We start from the raw sequence: 19,970 nt of genomic DNA on the forward strand, positions 1-19,970 counted from the left end.
GTTGCACCGGATTTCGCGGATTTCCGGGGAGAAACGCGAACGGCCGGGAAGCCCGCAGTGGACTTCCCGGCCGCCCGGCTGTTTCCCGGTGTCTCAGCCCCGGTGGTTCAGTGGGCCAGCGCCGACAGTTTCTGCCAGCTCGCCCAGTCGTAGGTCCAGTCGCTGTAGTCGCCGTCCTTCGCGCTCAGCGTCTGCGTGCTGCCGGTGATCTCGACCGGGTCGCCGGGGAGCACGCCGTCGTAGTACTCCTTGGCGCGCGCGGGCGAGAGGTTCAGGCAGCCGTGCGAGACGTTCTTCTTGCCCTGCGCCCAGACCGACGCGGCCAGGCCGTGGATGAACTCGCCGTTGTTGGAGATCCGGACCGCCCACGGCACGACGACGTTTTCGTAGTGGTACTTCGGGTTGCTCATCGCGTACGTGGCCTGCTTGCCCATGACGACGTGCACGCCGCTGTGGGTGACGCGGCCGGGGTCGGAGTCGAGGCCGTAGCTCACCGGGTAGTCGGCGATCTGCTGGCCGTCGCGGATCACCTGCATGGTGTGCTGCGTGGTGTTGCCCTTGACGATCTGCGAGCGCCCGATGGCGAAGCTGGCCGAGACGTCCTGCTTGCCGTACACGCCGTCACCGATCTTGACGCCGTAGATCTTGGCGTTGACCTTCACCTGCGTATTGGGCTTGTAGTACTCCTTCGGCCGCCAGTGCACCGTGGTGTCGCCGTCCAGCCAGGCCCACGAGCCCTCGGTCTTCGGCGTGGTCTCGACCGACAGAGCCTTCTCGACGGAGGCCTTGTCGGTGACACGGCTGGGGAAGGACAGGGCGATCGGCATCGCGATGCCGTACGTCTGGCCGTCGCCGACGTTCAGGCTGGCCGACAGCTGACGCTTCGGCTTGACCGTGGTGAACGCGCCGCCGATGGGCACGTTCTTGCCGTCGGCGCCCTGCGCCTGGCCGGACCAGGTGTAGGTCTTGCCGTAGCCGAGCTGCTCGGTGGTGGTCCAGCTCTTCTTGTCCGCCGACGCCTGCCCCTGGACCTGCTTGCCGTCCGGGTTGGTCAGCGTGACCGACGTGATCGTGCCGTCGGCGACCTGGACGACGACCGGTTCGCCGGGCGCGACGTCCTGGGCGCCGCCCGCCGGCGTCACCGTCAGCTTCGCGGGCTGCGCGGTGGGGGCCGGCGAGCTCGTCGGGCCCCCGCCCGACGTCCCGCTCGCCGAGACCGTCGGTTCGCTGCTGCACGCCCCCAGCGTCAGCACGGCGACCAAGCCCAATGCCACGGCAGCGCCGCGGCGCCGCGTGGAAATCCTCACCGTCACACCCATCCCCTTTTTGCCCCTTTGGTGCTTCCCCTCTTCGAGACGCGCCGTGGACCGTGTACGTTGAGCAACATTGATGTGACGAGCGTCACATTGGTCGGCGGAAGCTTTCACGGAGGGGGCACAGCCGACTCCGAGCCGTATCCGGTGATCACGGTGTCGCAGTGCGGCGCCAGACTAGCCGTTGGGTCCGACAGAACCGGGCCGGAGCCCTACGACGTTCCGGTGACCTTGGTGCGCACAGCCGGTTTTCGCCTCGATCACGGGGTTCAACTTTGGCCAGATCCCGGTAGTCTGCTCTCAGGCCGTCGTTTTGCGTGTTCGTGGCTTCACACTCGCGGAACTTCTGACGCGAGCCATGGAGCCGACCCGCTCTTGACTCGTCTCGTTGGAACCGCCCGGGACGGTCGGGGTGCCGCTTCGGTGGCATTCGAAGCGGATCTGTGTAACGAGGAGTACAGCGGTGGCGCAAGGCACTGTGAAGTGGTTCAACGCGGAGAAGGGCTTCGGCTTCATCGCGCAGGACGGCGGCGAAGGCGACGTGTTCGTTCACTACTCGGAGATCGAGGGCCGCGGCTTCCGCACCCTCGAGGAGAACCAGCGAGTGGAGTTCGAGGTCGGCCAGGGCCAGAAGGGTCCGCAGGCCCAGAAGGTTCGCGCGATCTGAAACTGAGGCTGAACAAGCCTCACAGGCCCTTTGCGCGTCTTAAGGCCTGAGTGAAGGGCCCCCGGCAGTGCCGGGGGCCCTTTCTCATGACGTCTGTGGGTGCGCGCCGGCTCAGTGCCGGGCGACGACCGGCGCCTCGAAGGCGTCGGCGGGGAAGTGGAACTCGTCGGTGAGGTCACTGAGGTCGCTGACCTCGGCGACGGCCTGCTGCTGCCGCTGGTCCTGCACGGAGGAGGCCTGCCCCTCCCAGTTGAGCCGCTCGAGGATCCATTCCTGCGCGAGCGCCTGCGGCGAGATCTCCCGCTCGGCGGCGATGTCCTTGAGCTGCTGGTTGGCGACAAGGCTCATCCGCAGCTGAATGACCTGAGCCTCGCCGAACCGCTTGCCGGACCCGGTGCTCTCCAGATCGTTGTCGGGAGCGAGGGCGGCGAGGTACGACGTGAGCTCGGTGTCCTCGACAACACCGTCGTCCGCAGGCTTCGCGGCACCACGATGACGCCCGGAAGACGCGACGGCTTTCAGGTTCGTGCGGCTGCTCAAGCGGCCAAGGGAGGGAAGAGGCACAACGCCACGATAACGTTTGCATCTCGCCACACAAACCACTGTGAGCTACAACACGCCGAAAACATTCCCCATTCAGCCCAACCCCCACCCAAAAAGACCAACCCCCCACAACCCAAAGCAACCCCCCAATAACCCAGCGAGTCGATCACCCGGACCCTCACGCGACTTCCGACGAACCAGCGGCAGACCCGCCAGGGCGCACAGCGCCCGAGGCGGAGACCGGACCACGCTGGGAGCTGAGCGCGAGGCACCGTGGGGGTCCGGGGGGCTCGGCCCCCCGGGTCAGCACGCCGAAATGTTGGCCCAGGCGAAGGGCGAAGCCCGAAGCGGGCCAAGAAATGGAGGACCCCCGCGCCAGGGGGAGGAACGCGGGGGTCGGAGGGGATCTCCACAGGCGCTGACCGGGGGTGTGTCAGCACCTCGATTGTTGCACGAGTTGGGTGGTTGGGCGAGTGGAGAGCGGGAAATTTCCCCGTGTGGTGTCACTTTGCTGTCGGGGTGACGTTCGTTCGGGTGGGGTTCTTCTTCGGTGGTGCCGATTGCGCTGCGTTGAGCGGAGGGTGGTCTGAGGTTCACTCTCCGGGGGGCTGTGTGTGGTGGCCGGCGCTGGTTAGCCTCGCGGCCAAGTTGTTGTGAGCCGTGTGGAGGGGCTATGAGCGGGTCTGTTGAAGTGCGGCAGTTCCTCCTTCGGTACGAAGGTGCCGATGGGGGGAGTGCGCCGTTTGCCGGGGCGTTGCCGGCGCAGCGGAGTGGGGCGGCGGATGCGCAGCGGGTGTCGGATGATCAGGTCCGGCGGGCTCGGCTGGCGGTGGCGAATGGGGCGCTGGGGGTCGAGGACTGTGTCCAGTTGCTGGAGATGCTGGGCTTGAACCTGGATGAGGACGGGCAGGCGCCGGTTCAGCGTTGAGGGTGTGGTGGCGGGCGGGTCCGGTGTGTTCCGCTGGGCCCGTCCGGTGATATCTCCGCTGGTTGTGCCGGTTTCCGGGAAGTAATTGGCAAGGTCTGGACGGCTGTTTGACGCGGGTTTAATAACGGTGTTACGGTTGCCGCGTCGAAAGGGGTCGAACATGACGGCGATCGAGGGTGTGGCGGATCTGGCGAACCGGATCCGGCCGGTGGTGCAGGTGCTGGGCGGGAAGTTCATGACGTCGCCGGAGCTGGCCGAGGTCGAGGCGGAGGTCGGCCTGCCGCCGCGTTCGCTGTACGTGCGGGGCCGGTCGGCGGTGCTCGGCGATGTCCCGCCGAAGGTGGCCGCGGAGCTGTTCGGCATCTTCCCGCACTGGCTGTTCGAGTTCGTCCTCCCGCCGGCAACGGCGGCTCTCGACGCACCCGCCGCGGTTCGCGCCTACGCGGAGTCATCGGCTCGGTGGTCACGCGTCAGCCTTTCGGCCGTATCGGAGCCCGGCCGCTTGGCGGAGCTGCTGTTCCGCGTCGTCGACGCCGCGGACGCCAGCGGGCTCGCGCTCTTCGCGGGGTGGAAGAACGCCGAGCGTCCCGAGGGCGACGTCGAGCGCCTCGGCTTCGCGCTGATGGTCTTTCGCGAGCTGCGTGGTGGCCTCCACTTCGCGGCCCTGCGCGCGGTGGGTCTGTCGGTCCCGGAGGCGGTGATCGCGGACCCCGAGGGCGGACGCGGGCGCCTGCTGCGCACGGCGTGGCCCGAGGACGCGGCCGACGAGCTGGCCGCCGCGGCGGAGCGCAAGCCGGACCTGTGCGACCGCTGGCACCGCGCCGAGGCCCTGACCGACGACCGGATCGGCGAGCTGCTCGTGTCGGCGCTGTCCGAGCCGGAGCGGGCCGAGTTCGCTCGCCGTCTGGCGGAACTGGCGGAGTTTGCGCAGGTCTGAGCCTCGCCGAAGGCTTAAGGAACCCCCTGTGCAAAGGGGTGGCGGCGTGCCCTATGCTTGTAATCGCTCCCAGGGGAACCTGAGAGCGCGGTCGGTCGGTCACCCGAAACCGACCGGGCTCCCATCGTTCAGTGGCCTAGGACTCCGCCCTTTCAAGGCGGCAACGCGGGTTCGAATCCCGTTGGGAGTACGCAGTACAGTAGTAACGCAAGGCCCTGTGGCGCAGTTGGTTAGCGCGTCGCCCTGTCACGGCGAAGGTCGCGGGTTCGAGTCCCGTCAGGGTCGCAAGATCGTTCGGCTCCTTGCCGGCGTTCCCGGCCAGGTAGCTCAGTTGGTACGAGCGTCCGCCTGAAAAGCGGAAGGTCGCCGGTTCGACCCCGGCCCTGGCCACGCTGGTAGAAACCGCCTTGACTCAGGTCAGGGCGGTTTCCTCGTTTCCTGGGTCGGTCTTGGCCGCGGCTGCTGCCGACCTTGGTGGGCCGCCGTTGGCCGTCGCTGGTTGCACGGGGGTTGCACGGCGGGTCTGATGCGGGACGACGACGATCTGGTCCGCGTCCTCGTAGACGATCCGTCCGGGTGGCTCCTCGGAACGCAGCCTGACGCAGCGGATGCCGTGCGCGCCGAGGATTTCGAGGTAACCGTCGGCTCGGGCGATGAGTGCTCCGGCCGAGTCCTTGAACCACGCCGTCGCGCCCGGGTTGATTGTGTGGTCGTACACCGCCGGGTCGACCGAGGTGGGGTTCGTGTAGTGCGCCTCGTACCACGCGTGGTTGCTCCGGCGGAACTCCTCCTGGTCCGCGGTGAGTTCGCCGGCCTTGCTCAAGCCGTTGATCAAGCCGAAGAAGCCCGGGTGGCGGCCCTCGGTGTCGGGCTCGCCCCCGGGCACCATGTCCCCATGACGCAGAACGTCTGGGACGCCGAGGCGGCCACCTTCGACGAGCAGCCCGACCACGGCCTGCGGGATCCCGTGGTCCGCGCCGCGTGGGCGGAGCTGCTCCTGCCGCTGCTGCCGCCCGCGCCCGCCGTGGTCGCCGATCTCGGGTGCGGGACAGGCAGTCTCGCCCTGCTCCTGGCCGAGGCGGGGCACGACGTCTGCGGGGTGGACCTCTCCGCGCGGATGCTCGACGAGGCCAGGGCGAAGACCGCGGGCCTCCGGGTCGAGCTGCGGCAGGGTGACGCCGCCGATCCGCCCTGCCCGGACCACTCCTGTGACGTCGTCCTGGTGCGGCACGTGCTGTGGTCTCTGCCGGACCCGGGCGCCGCCGTCGGGCGGTGGGTGCGGCTTTTGAAACCGGGTGGCTTGCTGCTGCTCGTCGAAGGCCGGTGGTCCACCGGGGCCGGGCTCACCGCGGCCGAATGCCGGGAGCTGGTGCTCGCGCACCGGGAGGAAGCGGCTGTCCGGCAGCTGACCGATCCGGCGCTGTGGGGCGCCGAAATCGAGGACGAGCGGTACCTCGTCGTCAGCCGGAGCTGAGGGCGTGTACTGCCTGGAATCGGTCATCGGCGGTGCTGCCGTGCTCCAGCGGCTCGCCGGCTCCGTCGAGGAGGCGCGGATCGTTCCGCTCCACGGCCCCCTGTCGATGCTGCTGATGACCGACGAGTACTTCGACGCGGTCGCCGACCCGGGCGGCCCCGGGCTCGAAGGGTTCTGGAAGGCGCCCGGTGGTTTCGGCAGCTCGCTCCGGAACTGCTCGGTGCTGGGCCCGGTGGCCTACGTCGAAGCGGACTACTTCGGCGGCGCCGGGACGCAGGCGGCTCAGGTGTGGGACCGCGGCAGCGTGGTCCTCGGTCCACTCCTGCTGGCTGTCGGTGAGCGTCCACCGCCGTCGGGCGGGCCGATTTCGCGGGCCCTGTCCGCGCTCGGCGTCCGCCGTGGCCGGCACGTCGACGAGTTCGACGCCGCGGGCCTCGGCCGCCACCGCCGCACTGAGGAGTGGGTCGACTAGGCCGAACGAGTGAACCGCTGGAGCGCGTGTCCGGTCCACGACGTCAGCCTCGACCCACCGGCGTAAGGCAGCCCACCAGGGGCCGCCGCCCGAACACGGGGAGCCGATCATGCGTTACCTCCTTACCCTCCACATGAACCCGACCCTCTGGGCCACGCTGACCGACGAGCAGAAGAACGGCGTCTACGAAGGGCACGGGGCCTTCATCCAGCTCATCACCGAGTCCGGGGAAATGGTCGAGACCAAAGCGCTCGCCGAACCCGGCGAGACCAAGACCGTCCAGGTCAAGGATGGTGTGGCACACACCAAAACCGGTGGTTTCGTCGAGTCCGACGCCTTCCTCTGCGGCTACTACGTCGTCGACGTCGAGAGCGAAGCGCGGGCCGTCGAGCTCGCCGCGAAGATCCCGGACGCCCGGTACACCGCCGTCGAGGTGCGGCAGGTCGTCCACGAAGGTTGACCTCCAGTGCGGTCGAGGGTCCATCCTGGACTCATGACCACCGAAGGGGAATGGGGCATCGGCGCCGTCGATCTCGGCGCCTACCTCGCGCGTGTCGGGCAACCGCGGCGGGCGCCGTCCGAAGCCGCGCTCACCGAACTCATGCGGGCCCACGTGAACGCCATCCCGTTCGAGAACATCGACGTCGTTCTCGGGCAGCACCAAGGGATTTCGCTCGACGTCGTGAGCGCGAAACTCGTCGGACGGCGGCGGGGCGGCTACTGCTACGAGCAGAGCGGCCTCTTCGCCGCCGTCCTCGAGCAGCTCGGCTACACCGTGCACCGGCTTTCCGCGCGCGTGCAGCCGCGCCGGCCCGGTCCCTACACGCACATGACGCTCGTCGTCGACGTGGACGGCCGGCAGTTCCTCGCCGACGTCGGGTTCGGGGCCGGGATCCTCGCGCCCATGCCGCTCGTCGACGGCCACGAGGTCGACCAAGCCGGGTGGCCGCATCGCCTCACCGAAAACAACGGCTGGTGGACGCTGCAGAAGGGGGACGAGGACATTCTCGAATTCCGCCTCAACGAGATGCACGCCATCGACTACGAGGTGTACCACCACTACACGTCGACCCACCCGAAGTCGCCGTTCACCGGGCGCCTGGTGATCATGACGATCGAGCCGGGTCTCAGCCGCAGGCTCCTCGGCCGGGAGCTCACCGTCGAAAAACCCGGTGGCAGCAGCGAAACCACCACCGTCGCACCCGACGAGCTCGACGCCACCCTCAAGGAGCTCGGCCTCGAGCTGACCGCGGACGAACTGGAGCGGCTGAAGAACGTCTACTGACCGAACAGCTCGGCCGCCGGGACCGGGCGGCCGAGGTGGTAGCCCTGCGCCTGGTCGCAGCCGAGCGCGCGGAGCAGGTCCAGCTGCTCCGCCGACTCGACGCCCTCGGCGATCACCGTCAGGTCGACCGCGTGGGCCATCGCGATGATGCTCGTGACGATCGCCTCCGCGTCGCGCGACTCGGCGATCCCGGTGATGAACGAGCGGTCGATCTTGAGCGTGTCCAGCGTCAGCCGGCGCAGTTGCGCCAGCGACGAGTACCCCGTGCCGAAGTCGTCGATCGCCAGCAGCACGCCCAGGGCACGCAGGGACGCCAGCACTTCCGCGGCCGCTTCCTGATCGCGCATCAACGCGCTTTCGGTGACCTCCAGGCAGAGCGCGCCGGCCGGCAGCCCGGTGACCGCCAGCGCGTCCTGGACCGCGGGCACCAGGTGCGGGTCGTCGAGCTGGCGGGCGGAGAGGTTGACCTTCAGCGTCAGGTTCAGGCCCTGCTGAACGCGCCGCGCCGCCAGCTCGCGGGTCGTCGCGCGCAGCATCTCCTTGCCGATGATGTTGATCAGGTCGCTTTCTTCGGCGAGCGGGATGAACTCCGCCGGCGAGATCGCGCCGTGCCGGGGGTGCGTCCACCGCAGCAGCGCCTCCACCGCGACCATCTCGCCGGTCCGCAGGTCGACGACCGGCTGGTAGGCGGGCCAGAGCTGGCCGTCGTGGACCGCGTAGCGCAGGTCCTGCTCCATCCGCAGCCGCCGCTGCATCCGCTCGCGCAGGCCGACGTCGAAGAAGTGGTGCCGCCCCCGCCCGAGCGCTTTTGCCTGGTACATGGCGACATCCGCGTCGCGCAGCAGGTCTTCGGCACTGCGGCGGTCTTCGCGGCCGACGAGCACGACGCCGATGCTCGCGTCGAGGTGCAGCTGCCGGCCGAGCACGCCGATCGGCTCGGCCAGCGCGGACCGCAGGTGCTCGGCCAGCGCGCGGACCTCGGCGGGGTCGGTGACCTCGGCGGTGACGACGACGAACTCGTCGCCGCCCAGCCGGCCGACCAGGTCGTCGCGGCCCGAGCTGCGGCGCAGGCGTTCCCCGACGATCCGCAGCACCTGGTCGCCGACCGAGTGCCCGAGCGAGTCGTTGATGACCTTGAACTTGTCCAGGTCGAGGAACAGCACGGTGACGGCGCCCCGCTCGCGGGCGTCGAGCCCGCCGAGCACCAGGGTCCGGTTCGCCAGCCGGGTCAGGGGGTCGTGGGTGGCGTCGTAGGCGAGCTGCGCGCTGATCGCGCGGGTCTCGGTGATGTCGGTGAACGACGTGACCACGGCCATCGCCGCCGGGTCGTCCGGGGCCAGCAGCCGCGAGGTGAGCGACACCCAGACGTCGCGGCCGTCCGGCCGGCGCAGGCGGACGACCAGGCCGTTGTGCGTGACCCCGGTCCGCCGGGTCTGCACCGACGGCATCTCGTCCGGCGGGATCCACTGCCCGGCCTCGGTGAACAGCGTCAGCGAGTGGCACGGGACGCCGATCAGGTCGGCTTCGGCGACGCCGAGGATGCGGCAGGCCGCCGGGTTCGCCGCTTCGATGAGCCCGCCGGGGCCCATCACGAGGACGCCTTCGTCGAGCGACGCGACGACTGTGCGGTAGTTCTGCTCGGCTCGCCGCCGCGCGGTTTCGTCGGCGCAGACGAGCACGTAACCGTCGTTCATCTCGGCTGCCGAGACGCGGACCGCCAGGGGAGCGCCGTCCCGCCGCCGGTGCACCGCTTCCGCGACGCCGCCGCCGCGCCGGATGGCCGGCAGGTCCAGCGGCGCGCCGACGAGCTCGCTCGCGCACCGCCCGACGGCTTCGGCCGCCGTCCAGCCGTACACCGCCTCGGCGGCCGGGTTCCAGCTGGTCACGACGCCGTCGCCGGTGGTCGCGATCAGCGCGTCGCTGACGTGCGACACCAGCGCGGCCTGGTAGCGGAGGGCGTCGGCGGCCGCCTTCTTCGCCGTGATGTCGCGCATGACGACCTGGTACGCGGCCTCCCCGAGGCACACCAGGACCGTCTCGACGGCGAACTTGCTGCCGTCCAGCCGGGACATCAGGGCTTCGACGGGCTCGCTGGCCTGCCCCGGCGCCGTCAGCTGGGCGAGCTTCCCGGCGAGCGCGGCTCGCGCGTCCTCGGCGACGAAGTCGGTGAACCGGCGGCCGACCACCTCGTCGGCGGAGCGCGCGGCGAAGGCTTCCAGGGCCGCGCGGTTGGCGTAGGTGAGCACCCCGTGCTCGTGGACGCAGATCGCGTCCGGACTCAGCTCGACCAGTTCGGCGAGCGAGTCGGCCTGCATGTGCGTCCGTCCCCCGTGAAGTCGGCGTGTGGCTCGTCGATTACACCACCGACTCCGGCCCGTGCCTACCCGGCGGAATCCGGGCTCGGCCTGCGGATGCGCTCCCGCAGCCACGGCCCGCAGACCAGCAGCCCGAAGTGGGCGGCGAACGCGTGCCCGAGCAGCGTGACGACCGAGTCGAGGGCCGCCGGGTCGTCGCTGAGCCAGATCGCCGCGATGAACGCCTCCATCGCGGCCAGCGCCAGCAGCCGCGCGCGGCCGGGCAGGAGGAACACCAGCGCGCCGGCGGTGGTGAAGAAGCCGTAGCTGACGCCGATGTCGAGCCAGTGCCCGGCCGAGGTCGGCAGCACGTGCGCGCTGATCAGGGCCATCACCGGCAGTTCGGTGGCGAGGGTGGCCACGATGTGGCCGGAGAAGAACACCAGCGCCGTGCGGCGGGCGCCGAACCGGCGTTCCAGCGGCGCGACGGCGATCGCGAAGATCAGGGCGTAGATGAGCCAGCTTTCGCCGGGCAGCCAGATCGCGCTGCTCAGCAGGGAGGTGAGCGGGCGCCGCCACAGGTTGTGGGCGTCCGTGCTGGACAGCTGGAGCAGCCGGTCCGTCACCGCCGGGTCGGCGAATTCGAGCAGCAGGGTCGTGGCCAGCAGGACGACCAGGTAGCCGAAGGTGAACGGCGTCGTCTTCGGGTTGGGGACGTACCGGAGCAACGCCCACGGACTGCGGCGCGCAACGGCGATCGAGGGGATCGGCCGTTCGGCTCTCAGCAGCATGGACTGAGCTTCGGTGGTCATGCTGGGAGTATCACGAGTGCCAGCTTAGAAAACGCTGTGGATGTCACTCACTGTCAGACTTTGCGTTACGTGACGAATTTTTGCCGGACCTTCACCCGTTCGGGGGGCTTTTACGGTAAGAATACGGCCACGATACGGCCGAAAGGCCCCTCGGGAAGGTCAGTCGGGGTGAACGACGAGGTATCGGTCGCCGAGCTGCTCGTGCGCGAGGGCTGGGGCGACCGTCCGGGATCGGGCCAGTCACGCTGGCGCGTGGTCGCGGTGATGCTCGCCGTCATCGTGGGCTGCGGAGCCGCCGCGGCGCTGGTCGCCTTCGGCGGCAAGGAGCGCGAGGACGCCTCCCCGGTCGACCAGATCCAGGTCATCCCCTTCCCGCAGCGCACCACCGGGCTGGGCGGCGCCGGCCAGGCCACGGACTCACCGCCGGACGGCGGGATCGGTGGTGGCACCGGCGGAGACGTCGTCACGGCGTCGAACGAGCACCGCGGCACGGTCACCGAGGTGCCGGGCCGCGACCCGGCCACCGAAACCGCCGGTCCCGGTCCCGGAAACGGACCCGTGACGCCGACCGCCACACCGTCCGGCTCCGGCCCTTCCGCGTCGGGCACCTCGACGGTGACGCCGACGGGGAACCCGCCCCCGGCCGGCGGGCACTCACCGACTCCGGCCCCGACCACCACGCCGCGGACCCCGACGTCGTGCATCCTGGGGATCATCTGCTGGTGATCAGGCCAGCTGTTCGGCGATGTCGCTGAAGTCCGAGGTGTTCCAGCGCTCCGGGCGCATCGCGATCGCGATGTTGTTCCCGTGGGCTTCGTCGGTCGCGTCGGTGTAGGCCTCGCTCACGCCCGGCGGCAGGTAGCGGGCCGCGATCTCGTGCCGCTCCGCCTTCGTCATCGGCCACGACTCCACGACCGGTCCCTCGACCGAGACGTACTTGTAGACGCCGTCCTGCTGCTGGACGCACAGCGCGAACCGGCCGGCCGCCTCGATCAGCCGCGCCTTCCGGAGGCCGGGTGACGTCATCACGACGATGTCGCCACCCGGCTCGTAGCGGTACCAGATGGGTGTGGTCAGCGGCGCCCGCCCGGGCTCGGCCGCGACGCTCAGCACGCCGACCTGCGGCTCGGCGAGAAACGCTTCGCGCTCGTCCTTGGTCATCTTCCGGGCCATCGAGAACTCCTTAAGGCAAATGAATTTGACTTAAGGCTAGCCACAGCTCGGCCACTAAGGCAAGCGTCTTTGCTTTAAGATGGGCGGATGACCCGACCCGGCGGCCGCAGCGCCCGTGTCCGCGACGCGGTGCACGACGCCGTCGTCGAGCTGCTCGCCGCCGGCGAGATCGACGCGGCGATCCCGAAGATCGCCGAGCGGGCGGGGGTGAACCCGACCAGCATCTACCGGCGCTGGGGCAGCCGCGACGCGCTGCTGATCGACGCGGCGGTGACGCGCCTGCGCTCGACGTCCCCGATCCCGGACACCGGTTCGCTGCGCGGTGACCTGCTCGGCTGGGCCGAGGGCGTCGAACGCGCGATGCGCGACCGGCACGGCCAGATCCTGCTCCGCGCGCTCGTCGCCACCTTGCGCCCGGACGAGAAGCCGATCGAGTACCTCCGGGCCCGCGGCGACGACCTGCAGGCCACCCTCGACAAGGCCGCGGCGCGCGGTGAGCCGGTGCCGTCGGTCGACGAGGTGCTCGACTTCGTCCTGGCCCCGCTCTACCTGCGCGTGCTGTTCCGGCGCCCGGTCGAGCCGGGCACCGGCACCGTGCTCGTCGACCGGCTGCTCAAGGCGCGTTGAGCAGATCCGGCTCCGCACGCCGGCCGAGGTGGTTGAACAGCAGGTTCAGCGCGAAGGCGAGGACTGCCGCCACCGTGATCGAGCTGCCGCAGATCGTCTGCAGCCACGCCGGGAAGTGCTGGAAGATCTTCGGCGCGAACGCCGGCAGGAGGCCGACCCCGAGGGCGACCGCGACGATGAAAGTGTTGTGGTTGCCCGAAAACTCGACCGTGCGAAGGTTCTGCGCCCCGACCGCGGCGACCATCGCGAACATGACGACCGCGACCCCGCCGACCACCGGCTGCGGGATCGCCGCGATGAACGCGCCGATCTTCGGCACCAGGCCCATCAGCACCAGGATGCCGCCGGTCACCGCGACCACCCAGCGGCTGCGCACGCCGGTCATCCGCACCAGCCCGACGTTCTGCGCGAACGCCGTGTCGGGGAAGGAGTTCATCACGCCGCCCAGCACGGCGGAGAAGCCGTCGGTGGCCAGGCCGCGCGCGAGGTCGGAGTCCGTCGGCGGGCGACCGGTGATCTCGCCGACGGCGATCATGTCGGCGGTCGACTCGGTGAACGTCACCAGCATGACCACGCACATCGACAGCACCGCGGCGACCGGGAAAGTCGGCGCCCCGAAGTGGAACGGCGACGCGAGCCCGAACCAGCTCGCCGCGCCCAGACCGTCCCAGTGCACCAGCCCCATCGGGATCGCGATCACCAGCCCGATCGCCAGCGCCAGCAGCGGCCCGATCTGGTTGGCGAACCCGCGCAGCACCCGCGTGAACAGCACCAGCAGCGCGAGCACGCCGAACGCGAGCAGGAGGTGCGGCAGGGCCGCGTAATCGGACGCGGTCGGGTCGTTGCCCGCGATCAGCCCCGCGCCCGGGCCGAGCAGCGAGACGCCGATGACGAGCAGCAGCGTCCCGGTGACCAGCGGCGGGAAGAACCGGATCAGCCGCGCAAAGGGTTTGGCGATGAGCAGCCCGAAAACGCCGGATGCCAGCATCGCGCCGTAGACCGCCGGCAGGCCGTACTGGGACGCGATCAGGATCATCGGGTTCACGACGCTGAACGTCGCACCCGCGACCACCGGCAGCCGGATGCCCAGCAGCTTGCCGATGCCGACCGCCTGGATCAGCGTCGCGATGCCCGCCACCAGCAGGTCGGCGTTGACCAGCAGCCCGATCGTCGCCGGGTCCAGCTTCAACGCGCTCCCGACGATCAGCGGTACCGCGACCGCGCCGGCGTACATGATCGACATGTGCTGCAGGCCGAGCAGCGCCAGCCGGCCGGCGGGCAGCCGCTGGTCGACCGGGTGGACCGCGGATTCCGTCATGAGCGCCCCCGTCTTTCGGATTGACCCTGGTGCAGCAGCCTGGCCGGTGTCACAGCCAACGCGGTGCCGGTGACGGTAGCAAGTCCCGGCCGTGATGATCATGTTTCGGGGGGCGGCGCAACGGCCGGGAATGTGTGACCATCGGTGCATGACTTCGGGTGGCATTTCCCAGGTGGGCCCGCCGTTTCGCGCCGATCACGTGGGGAGCCTGCTGCGGCCCCCGGTTCTGCGCGACGCACGACGGCGGCACGAAAGCGGTGAGATCAACGCGGAGCAGCTCCGCGCGGTCGAGGACGACGCGATCCGCGACGTCATCAAGATGCAGAAGGCCGCCGGGCTGAGTTCGGCGACCGACGGCGAGTTCCGGCGCGCTTCCTGGCACATGGACTTCATCTACGCGCTCGGCGGCATCTCGAAGAGCGACCAGCGGCTGCACGTCAAGTTCCACAACCTGGCGGGCGACCTCGAGTTCAGCCCGCCGGGGCTGCAGGTCGACGGCAAGGTGCGGCTCGACGAACCGATCTTCGCCGACCACTTCCGGTTCCTGCAGTCCCATGTGGACCCGGGCGTGACGCCGAAGCTGACCATCCCGTCGCCGAGCATGGTCTACTACCGCGGCGGCCGGGCCGCGGTCAGCGAGACCGTCTACCCGGACCTCGAGGAGTTCTTCGCCGACCTGAGCTCGGCGTACTCCGCGCAGGTCGCGGCGATGGCCGGCCTCGGCTGCCGGTACCTGCAGCTCGACGACACGAGCCTCGCCTACCTGAACGACCCGGCGCAGCGGGAGCTCGTCGCGCGGATGGGCGGCGACCCGGACACCCAGCACCTGCGCAACATCGCGACGATGAACGCGGCGCTGGAGGGCCGTCCAGAGGGCCTGACCGTGACGACCCACCTGTGCCGGGGCAACTTCCGCTCGTCGTGGGCCGCGGAGGGCAGCTACGAGTTCGTCGCCGAGGCCCTGTTCGGCGAGCTCGCGGTCGACGGGTTCTTCCTCGAGTACGACGACGAGCGCTCCGGCGGGTTCGAGCCGCTGCGGTTCGTGCCGAAGGACAAGAAGGTGGTGCTCGGCCTGGTCACGACCAAGCGGCCGGAGCTGGAGGACGCGGACGTCCTGGTCCGGCGGATCGAGGAGGCGTCGCAGTACGTCGACATCGACCGGCTCTGCCTGTCACCGCAGTGCGGCTTCTCTTCGACGGAGGAGGGTAACGACCTGACCACGGACGACCAGCTGCGCAAACTGGAGCTGCTGGTGTCGACGGCCGACCGCGTCTGGGGCGGCCACTGATGATCACGTGCGTCGTCGACTACGTCATCGATCCCGCGAAGCTCCCGGACTTCGAACGCTTCGCCGCCGCGTGGATGCGGCTGGTGCAGCGCGAAGGCGGCATCCACCACGGGTACTTCCTGCCGTCGGAAGGCGCGAGCGACGAGGCCCGGGCGCTGTTCAGCTTCGAAAGCCTGGCCGCGTACGAGCGGTACCGGACGCTGTTCGGCGTCGACCCGGACTTCATCGAGGCCGACAAGATCCGGGAAGAGAGCGGGTGCGTGGTGCGGTACCGGCGCACCTTCATGCGCCCGCTGCTGCCGGACGACGAAGAGGCCTGACGCGGATCGCCCCGGGAGTACTTCCGGGGCGACCCGGCGGATCAGGGGCGCCAGGTGAAGACTGCCCCCATGCGACACAGCGCGCGGCGGCCGCCGTCGGTGGTGGATCGCGTCCTCGACCTCCTGGGCGCCTTCACCGCCGAACGGCCGCGGCTCACGCTGTCGGAGCTCAGCCGGCGGGCCGGGCTGCCGCTGTCGACCACGCACCGGCTCGCCGGCGAGCTCGCCCGGCGCGGGGCCCTCGTGCGCGACGAAACCGGCGCCTACCGCGTCGGGCTGTGGCTGTGGGAAGTCGCCTCGCTCGCCCCGCACGGCGCGGAGCTGCGGGAGAGCGCGATGCCGTTCCTGGAAGACCTCTACGAAGCCACGCACCAGAACGTGCAGCTCGCCGTGCTGGACGGGGCCGAGGTCGTCTTCGTCGAGCGCATCTCCGGCCGCGGCGCTGTCAACGTCCTGACCCGCGTCGGCGGGCGGCTGCCCGCGCACGCCACCGGCGTCGGCCAGGTGCTCCTCGCGCACGCCTCCGCCGAGGTCCAGGAGGAAGTCCTGGCCGGTCCGCTCAAGACGTTCACGCCCAAGACGATCGCTTCGCCCGCGCTGCTGCGGCGGGTGCTGGCCGACGTCCGCCGCGACGGTTACGTGATCAGCGACGGCCAGGTCGAGCTGGTCGCGCTGTCGGTGGCGGCGCCGGTCCGCGACACGACGGACGAGGTCGTCGCCGCGATCTCGGTGGTCGTCCCGGCGGAGGGGACGGACCCGCGGACGCTGGTCCCGGCGGTCCGGGCCGCGGCGCGCGGGATTTCGCGGGTGCTGGGGGCACCCCGGGCGGTGCGCCCGGCCGGCGGCTCCTCGACGGCTTGAGCCGGTTGTGGTCGGATGAGACCGGGGGCTGCCGGATGGGGTGAGGAGAACGAATGACGACCGTGCTCGTCGTCGGTGCCGGTCAGAGCGGGTTCCAGGCCGTGGCTTCGCTGCGGGACCGGGGCTTCGCCGGCCGGATCGTGCTGGTCGGGGACGAGCCGGGCGTGCCGTACCAGCGGCCGCCGCTGTCGAAGGCCTACCTCGCCGGGACCGCCGGGCTCGAACAGCTGCACCTGCGCGGTGAAGACTTCTTCGCCGAGAAGGACATCGAGCTGGTCGCCGGCCGCGTCGGGCGGCTCGACCGGGCGGCGCGGAAAGCCGAGCTCGAGGACGGCCGCGAGCTGGACTACGACCACCTCGTCCTGGCCACCGGCGCCCGCAACCGGACGCTGCCCGTGCCCGGCGCGGATCTGCCGGGCGTGCTGACCCTGCGCACCCGCGACGACGCCGACCGGCTCCGGGAGTCCCTCGCCCGAGCGGAGAACGTCGTCGTCGCGGGCGGTGGGTTCATCGGCCTGGAGTTCGCCTCGCACGCCGGCCGCCCGGTGACGATCGTCGAGGCGCAGGACCGCCTCCTCAACCGCGTCGCGACGCCGGAGATCTCCGCGTACTTCGCCGACCTGCACCGCGACGCCGGGCACACGGTGCTGCTCGGCCAGGGTGTCGCGGCCATGCACGGCGACTCGCGGGTACGGGAAGTCGAGCTGGCCGACGGCACCCGGCTGCCCGCCGACCTGGTGGTCGTCGCCGTCGGGGTGGTGCCCGAGACCACGCTCGCCGAGGCCGCCGGGCTGCCGGTGCGCAACGGCGTGGTGGTCGACGCCCACCTGCGGACGGCGGACGAGCGGATCTTCGCCATCGGCGACTGCGCCAACTTCCCGTGCGTGCAGGCCGGCGCCGAGACCCGGCTCGAGTCGGTGCAGAACGCCGTCGACCAGGCCCGCTGCGTGGCCGCGGCGATCACCGGCACCGCCGAGCCGTACGCCAGCCTGCCCTGGTTCTGGACCGACCAGGCGGGCGCCAAGCTGCAGATCGCCGGCATTCTTTCGGGCGCGGGCCGGACGGTGGTCGTGGGCGACCGGGCCGCGGGCAAGTTCTCCGTGCTGTCCTTCCGCGACGACGTCCTCATCGCCGTCGAGTCGGTGAACCGGCCCGCGGACCACATCGCCGCCCGCCGCCTGTTCACCGCCGAGCCGAAGCCCGCCTACGCCGATCTCGAGGCCAGCGCCTTCGACCTCAAGGCGCATCTGAAGTCGCGAGCGGCGTGACGCGCGCAGGCCTAAGATCGTCAACCCGTGGTTGACGCAAGCAGATCGTCAACCTACAGTTGACGACATGACCTTGCCGACCAACATCAAGCTCGACGACCTCATCAACGCCATCAAGAGCAACCACGACCAGGACGCCCTCGCCCAGCTGACCGACGCGGTGTACGTGGGTCAGCACCTCGGCGAAGTCGCGGACCACCTGATCGGCCACTTCGTCGACCAGGCCCGGCGGTCCGGGGCGTCCTGGACCGAGATCGGCGCCAGCATGGGCGTCACGAAGCAGGCGGCCCAGAAGCGGTTCGTGCCGAAGGTCGATCCCGGCGGCGACCCGAGCGGCGCCATCGAGCGCCTCTACGGCCGCTACACCGACCGGGCCCGGCACGTCGTCGTCGAGGCGCAGAAGGCGGCGGTCGACCACGCCAGCCCGGAGATCGACACCGTGCACATCGTGCTGGGGTTGCTGACCGAGCCCGCCGCGCTGGCGGCCGGGGCGATCCTGGCCCAAGGCGTCTCGCTGGACGCCGTTCGCGAAGCCGCCGAAGCGCGCCTGCCCGAGCCGATCGATCCGATGCCGAACGTGGTTCCCTTCTCCGCCGCCGCGAAGAAGACCCTCGAGCTGACCATGCGCGAAGGCCTGCGGCTCGGGCACAACTACATCGGCACCGAGCACCTGCTGCTGGCGCTGCTGGAACAGGGCGAGGGCACCGGCTTCGAGGTGCTCGACGGCCTCGGCGTCAAGAAGGACAAGGCCGAGGCGAAGATCGTGGAGGTGCTGGCGGAGATCCTCGCCGCCCGGGGGCAGTGAGACCGCTCTGGTGGGCCATCGTGCTCGCGGTGGTCCTCGTGACGCTGCTCTGATCGGGAAGGACCAGGGGGTCTTCCCGGCCGCGCGGGCCCTCGCCGAGGTGAGGGCCCGCGCGTCGCGTCAGGCGTCGGACTCCGGGCGGCCGTCGGCGGCCCAGGCCGTGTGGAACGAGCCTTCCCGGTCCACCCGGCGGTAGGTGTGGGCACCGAAGAAGTCGCGCTGGCCCTGCACCAGCGCGGCCGGCAGCCGGTCCGCGCGGAGGCCGTCGTAGTAGGCCAGCGCCGTCGAGAAGCCCGGCGTCGGGATGCCGAGCTTGACCGCCGTCGAGATCACCGAGCGCCACGAGTCCTGCGCGTCCTCGACCGCCTTGCGGAAGCCGCCCGAGGTGAGCAGCGTCGGCAGCTCCGGCTCGTCGGCGTAGGCCGCGGTGATGTCGTTGAGGAACTTCGCGCGGATGATGCAGCCGCCGCGCCAGATCGAGGCGACCTTGCCCAGGTCGATGTCCCAGCCGTACTCGGTCGCGCCCGCCTGGATCTGGTTGAAGCCCTGGGCGTAAGCGACGACCTTCGACGCGTACAGCGCCTGCTCGACGTCGTCGGCGAAGCGCTCCAGCGAGGCACCCGACAGCGGGGCGGCCGAAGGACCGCCGAGACCGCGGGCCGCCGCCCGCAGCGACTTGGACCCGGACAGCGAACGCGCGAAGACGGCTTCGGCGATGCCCGAGATCGGGACACCCAGGTCGAGGCCGATCTGCACCGTCCAGCGGCCGGTGCCCTTCTGCTCGGCGGCGTCCTCGACGACGTCGACGAACGGCTTGCCGGTCGCCTTGTCGACGTGGGCCAGCACGTCGGCGGTGATCTCGATCAGGTACGAGTCCAGCCGTCCGGTGTTCCACGTGCGGAACACGTCGGCGATCTCGGCGGGTGCGTAACCGCCCGCGTGCCGGAGCAGGTCGAACGACTCCGCGATCAGCTGCATGTCGGCGTACTCGATGCCGTTGTGCACCATCTTGACGAAGTGGCCGGCGCCGTCCGCGCCGATGTGCGTGCAGCACGGCTCGCCGTCGACCTTCGCCGAGATGTCCTCGAACAGCGGGCCGAGCGACTCGTACGACTCCTTCGAGCCGCCGGGCATGATGCTCGGCCCGTGCAGCGCGCCTTCCTCGCCGCCGGAGACGCCGCTGCCGACGAAGTGCAGGCCACGCTCGCGCAGCGCCTTCTCGCGGCGGCGCGTGTCGGCGAAGTGCGCGTTGCCGGCGTCGATGATCACGTCGCCCTCTTCGAGCAGCGGCGCGAACTCCTCGATGACGGCGTCCGTCGGGCCGCCCGCCTTGACCATGATCACGACCTGGCGGGGCCGCTCCAGCGCGTCGACGAAGTCCTGCGCGGAGTACGCCGGGATGAAGTCGCCCTCGTCGCCGAACTGCTCCACCAGCGCGCGGGTCCGCTCCTCGGACCGGTTGTGCAGGGCCACCGTGTGGCCGTGCCGGGCCAGGTTCCGGGCCAGGTTGCGGCCCATGACCGCCAGGCCGGTGACCCCGATGCTCGCCTTCTTGCTCATCCGAATCCTTCCGAAGAACTCTCTC

Annotated in this window: 22 protein-coding genes and 3 tRNA genes; 17 read left to right on the top strand and 8 right to left on the bottom strand. The window is 70.4% G+C overall.

Annotated elements, in window-relative coordinates:
- Positions 1-107: 107 nt before the first annotated feature.
- Positions 108-1,319: an Ig-like domain-containing protein gene (locus tag AB0M30_RS29330; RefSeq protein WP_364589961.1), complete on the bottom strand. Its 1,212-nt coding sequence runs from the start codon at positions 1,317-1,319 to the stop codon at positions 108-110.
- A gap of 457 nt (positions 1,320-1,776) precedes the next feature.
- Here AB0M30_RS29330 and AB0M30_RS29335 point away from each other — a divergent pair, with 457 nt between their 5' ends.
- A complete protein-coding gene (locus AB0M30_RS29335; RefSeq protein WP_003097368.1) occupies positions 1,777-1,980 on the top strand; it encodes a cold-shock protein in 204 nt (67 codons plus the stop codon).
- Between the two features lie 111 nt (positions 1,981-2,091).
- Here AB0M30_RS29335 and AB0M30_RS29340 read toward each other — a convergent pair whose 3' ends face one another.
- Positions 2,092-2,544: a hypothetical protein gene (locus AB0M30_RS29340; RefSeq protein ID WP_364589964.1), complete on the bottom strand. Its 453-nt coding sequence runs from the start codon at positions 2,542-2,544 to the stop codon at positions 2,092-2,094.
- 652 nt (positions 2,545-3,196) lie between these two features.
- Between AB0M30_RS29340 and AB0M30_RS29345 the strand changes: the two genes are divergently transcribed.
- The 5 genes from AB0M30_RS29345 to AB0M30_RS29365 all read left to right on the top strand — a co-directional run bounded on the left by AB0M30_RS29345 (position 3,197) and on the right by AB0M30_RS29365 (position 4,778).
- Positions 3,197-3,451 carry a hypothetical protein gene (locus AB0M30_RS29345; protein ID WP_086838175.1) on the top strand — a complete coding sequence of 85 codons (255 nt, stop codon included), beginning with the start codon at positions 3,197-3,199 and terminating at the stop codon, positions 3,449-3,451.
- Positions 3,452-3,611: 160 nt separating this feature from the next.
- A complete protein-coding gene (locus AB0M30_RS29350; RefSeq protein WP_364589967.1) occupies positions 3,612-4,388 on the top strand; it encodes a hypothetical protein in 777 nt (258 codons plus the stop codon).
- Between the two features lie 117 nt (positions 4,389-4,505).
- A tRNA-Glu gene (locus AB0M30_RS29355) sits at positions 4,506-4,578 on the top strand.
- A gap of 21 nt (positions 4,579-4,599) precedes the next feature.
- Positions 4,600-4,673, top strand: a tRNA-Asp gene (locus tag AB0M30_RS29360).
- 31 nt (positions 4,674-4,704) lie between these two features.
- Positions 4,705-4,778: transfer RNA gene (locus tag AB0M30_RS29365), tRNA-Phe, on the top strand.
- Between the two features lie 22 nt (positions 4,779-4,800).
- Here the strand turns inward: AB0M30_RS29365 and AB0M30_RS29370 are convergent.
- On the bottom strand, positions 4,801-5,277 hold the full coding sequence (locus AB0M30_RS29370; protein WP_364589969.1) for a hypothetical protein: 477 nt from the start codon (positions 5,275-5,277) through the stop codon (positions 4,801-4,803).
- Between the two features lie 6 nt (positions 5,278-5,283).
- Between AB0M30_RS29370 and AB0M30_RS29375 the strand changes: the two genes are divergently transcribed.
- The 4 genes from AB0M30_RS29375 (at position 5,284) to AB0M30_RS29390 (ending at position 7,619) form a co-directional block, all read left to right on the top strand.
- Positions 5,284-5,862 (top strand): class I SAM-dependent methyltransferase, encoded by a 579-nt coding sequence (locus AB0M30_RS29375; RefSeq protein WP_364589971.1) that lies wholly within the window; start codon positions 5,284-5,286, stop codon positions 5,860-5,862.
- Between the two features lie 4 nt (positions 5,863-5,866).
- Entirely contained in the window at positions 5,867-6,334 is a 468-nt protein-coding gene (locus AB0M30_RS29380; protein WP_364589973.1) for a hypothetical protein, read from the top strand.
- A 109-nt stretch (positions 6,335-6,443) separates the two neighbouring features.
- Complete coding sequence (locus tag AB0M30_RS29385) at positions 6,444-6,794, top strand: YciI family protein (RefSeq protein WP_364589975.1); 351 nt, start codon at positions 6,444-6,446, stop codon at positions 6,792-6,794.
- 33 nt (positions 6,795-6,827) lie between these two features.
- Entirely contained in the window at positions 6,828-7,619 is a 792-nt protein-coding gene (locus tag AB0M30_RS29390; protein WP_364589977.1) for an arylamine N-acetyltransferase, read from the top strand.
- Here AB0M30_RS29390 and AB0M30_RS29395 read toward each other — a convergent pair.
- Together AB0M30_RS29395 and AB0M30_RS29400 are read right to left on the bottom strand one after the other, a co-directional pair.
- Positions 7,613-9,934, bottom strand: a complete 2,322-nt coding sequence (locus AB0M30_RS29395) for an EAL domain-containing protein (protein ID WP_364589979.1) — start codon at positions 9,932-9,934, stop codon at positions 7,613-7,615. The genes AB0M30_RS29390 and AB0M30_RS29395 overlap by 7 nt on opposite strands.
- 65 nt (positions 9,935-9,999) lie before the next feature.
- Entirely contained in the window at positions 10,000-10,725 is a 726-nt protein-coding gene (locus tag AB0M30_RS29400; protein ID WP_364589982.1) for a rhomboid-like protein, read from the bottom strand.
- A 168-nt stretch (positions 10,726-10,893) separates the two neighbouring features.
- Between AB0M30_RS29400 and AB0M30_RS29405 the strand changes: the two genes are divergently transcribed.
- Positions 10,894-11,451: a hypothetical protein gene (locus tag AB0M30_RS29405; RefSeq protein ID WP_364589985.1), complete on the top strand. Its 558-nt coding sequence runs from the start codon at positions 10,894-10,896 to the stop codon at positions 11,449-11,451.
- Here the strand turns inward: AB0M30_RS29405 and AB0M30_RS29410 are convergent, their stop codons facing one another.
- The gene (locus AB0M30_RS29410) at positions 11,452-11,898 is read right to left on the bottom strand and encodes a pyridoxamine 5'-phosphate oxidase family protein (protein ID WP_364589988.1); all 447 of its coding nucleotides are present in this window, start codon (positions 11,896-11,898) and stop codon (positions 11,452-11,454) included.
- A gap of 87 nt (positions 11,899-11,985) precedes the next feature.
- On the opposite strand from AB0M30_RS29410, the gene AB0M30_RS29415 reads away from it, so the two are divergent.
- The gene (locus AB0M30_RS29415; protein WP_364589991.1) at positions 11,986-12,525 is read left to right on the top strand and encodes a TetR/AcrR family transcriptional regulator; all 540 of its coding nucleotides are present in this window, start codon (positions 11,986-11,988) and stop codon (positions 12,523-12,525) included.
- Here the strand turns inward: AB0M30_RS29415 and AB0M30_RS29420 are convergent.
- Positions 12,512-13,843, bottom strand: a complete 1,332-nt coding sequence (locus AB0M30_RS29420) for a nucleobase:cation symporter-2 family protein (RefSeq protein WP_364589994.1) — start codon at positions 13,841-13,843, stop codon at positions 12,512-12,514. The genes AB0M30_RS29415 and AB0M30_RS29420 overlap by 14 nt on opposite strands.
- A 148-nt stretch (positions 13,844-13,991) precedes the next feature.
- Between AB0M30_RS29420 and AB0M30_RS29425 the strand changes: the two genes are divergently transcribed.
- The 5 genes from AB0M30_RS29425 (at position 13,992) to AB0M30_RS29445 (ending at position 18,385) form a co-directional block, all read left to right on the top strand.
- On the top strand, positions 13,992-15,131 hold the full coding sequence (locus AB0M30_RS29425) for a 5-methyltetrahydropteroyltriglutamate--homocysteine S-methyltransferase (RefSeq protein WP_364589997.1): 1,140 nt from the start codon (positions 13,992-13,994) through the stop codon (positions 15,129-15,131).
- Positions 15,131-15,451 (top strand): NIPSNAP family protein, encoded by a 321-nt coding sequence (locus tag AB0M30_RS29430; RefSeq protein WP_364590000.1) that lies wholly within the window; start codon positions 15,131-15,133, stop codon positions 15,449-15,451. Before AB0M30_RS29425 ends, AB0M30_RS29430 begins: the two co-directional genes overlap by 1 nt.
- Before the next feature lie 69 nt (positions 15,452-15,520).
- The gene (locus AB0M30_RS29435; RefSeq protein ID WP_364590003.1) at positions 15,521-16,312 is read left to right on the top strand and encodes an IclR family transcriptional regulator; all 792 of its coding nucleotides are present in this window, start codon (positions 15,521-15,523) and stop codon (positions 16,310-16,312) included.
- 53 nt (positions 16,313-16,365) lie between these two features.
- The gene (locus AB0M30_RS29440) at positions 16,366-17,580 is read left to right on the top strand and encodes an FAD-dependent oxidoreductase (RefSeq protein WP_364590006.1); all 1,215 of its coding nucleotides are present in this window, start codon (positions 16,366-16,368) and stop codon (positions 17,578-17,580) included.
- 67 nt (positions 17,581-17,647) lie between these two features.
- Complete coding sequence (locus AB0M30_RS29445) at positions 17,648-18,385, top strand: Clp protease N-terminal domain-containing protein (RefSeq protein ID WP_364590009.1); 738 nt, start codon at positions 17,648-17,650, stop codon at positions 18,383-18,385.
- A 120-nt stretch (positions 18,386-18,505) separates the two neighbouring features.
- Here the strand turns inward: AB0M30_RS29445 and gndA are convergent, their stop codons facing one another.
- Entirely contained in the window at positions 18,506-19,945 is a 1,440-nt protein-coding gene (gene gndA, locus AB0M30_RS29450) for an NADP-dependent phosphogluconate dehydrogenase (RefSeq protein ID WP_364590012.1), read from the bottom strand.
- Positions 19,946-19,970: the final 25 nt, after the last annotated feature.

Source organism: Amycolatopsis sp. NPDC051716 (assembly GCF_040681595.1).
Lineage (GTDB): Bacteria > Actinomycetota > Actinomycetes > Mycobacteriales > Pseudonocardiaceae > Amycolatopsis.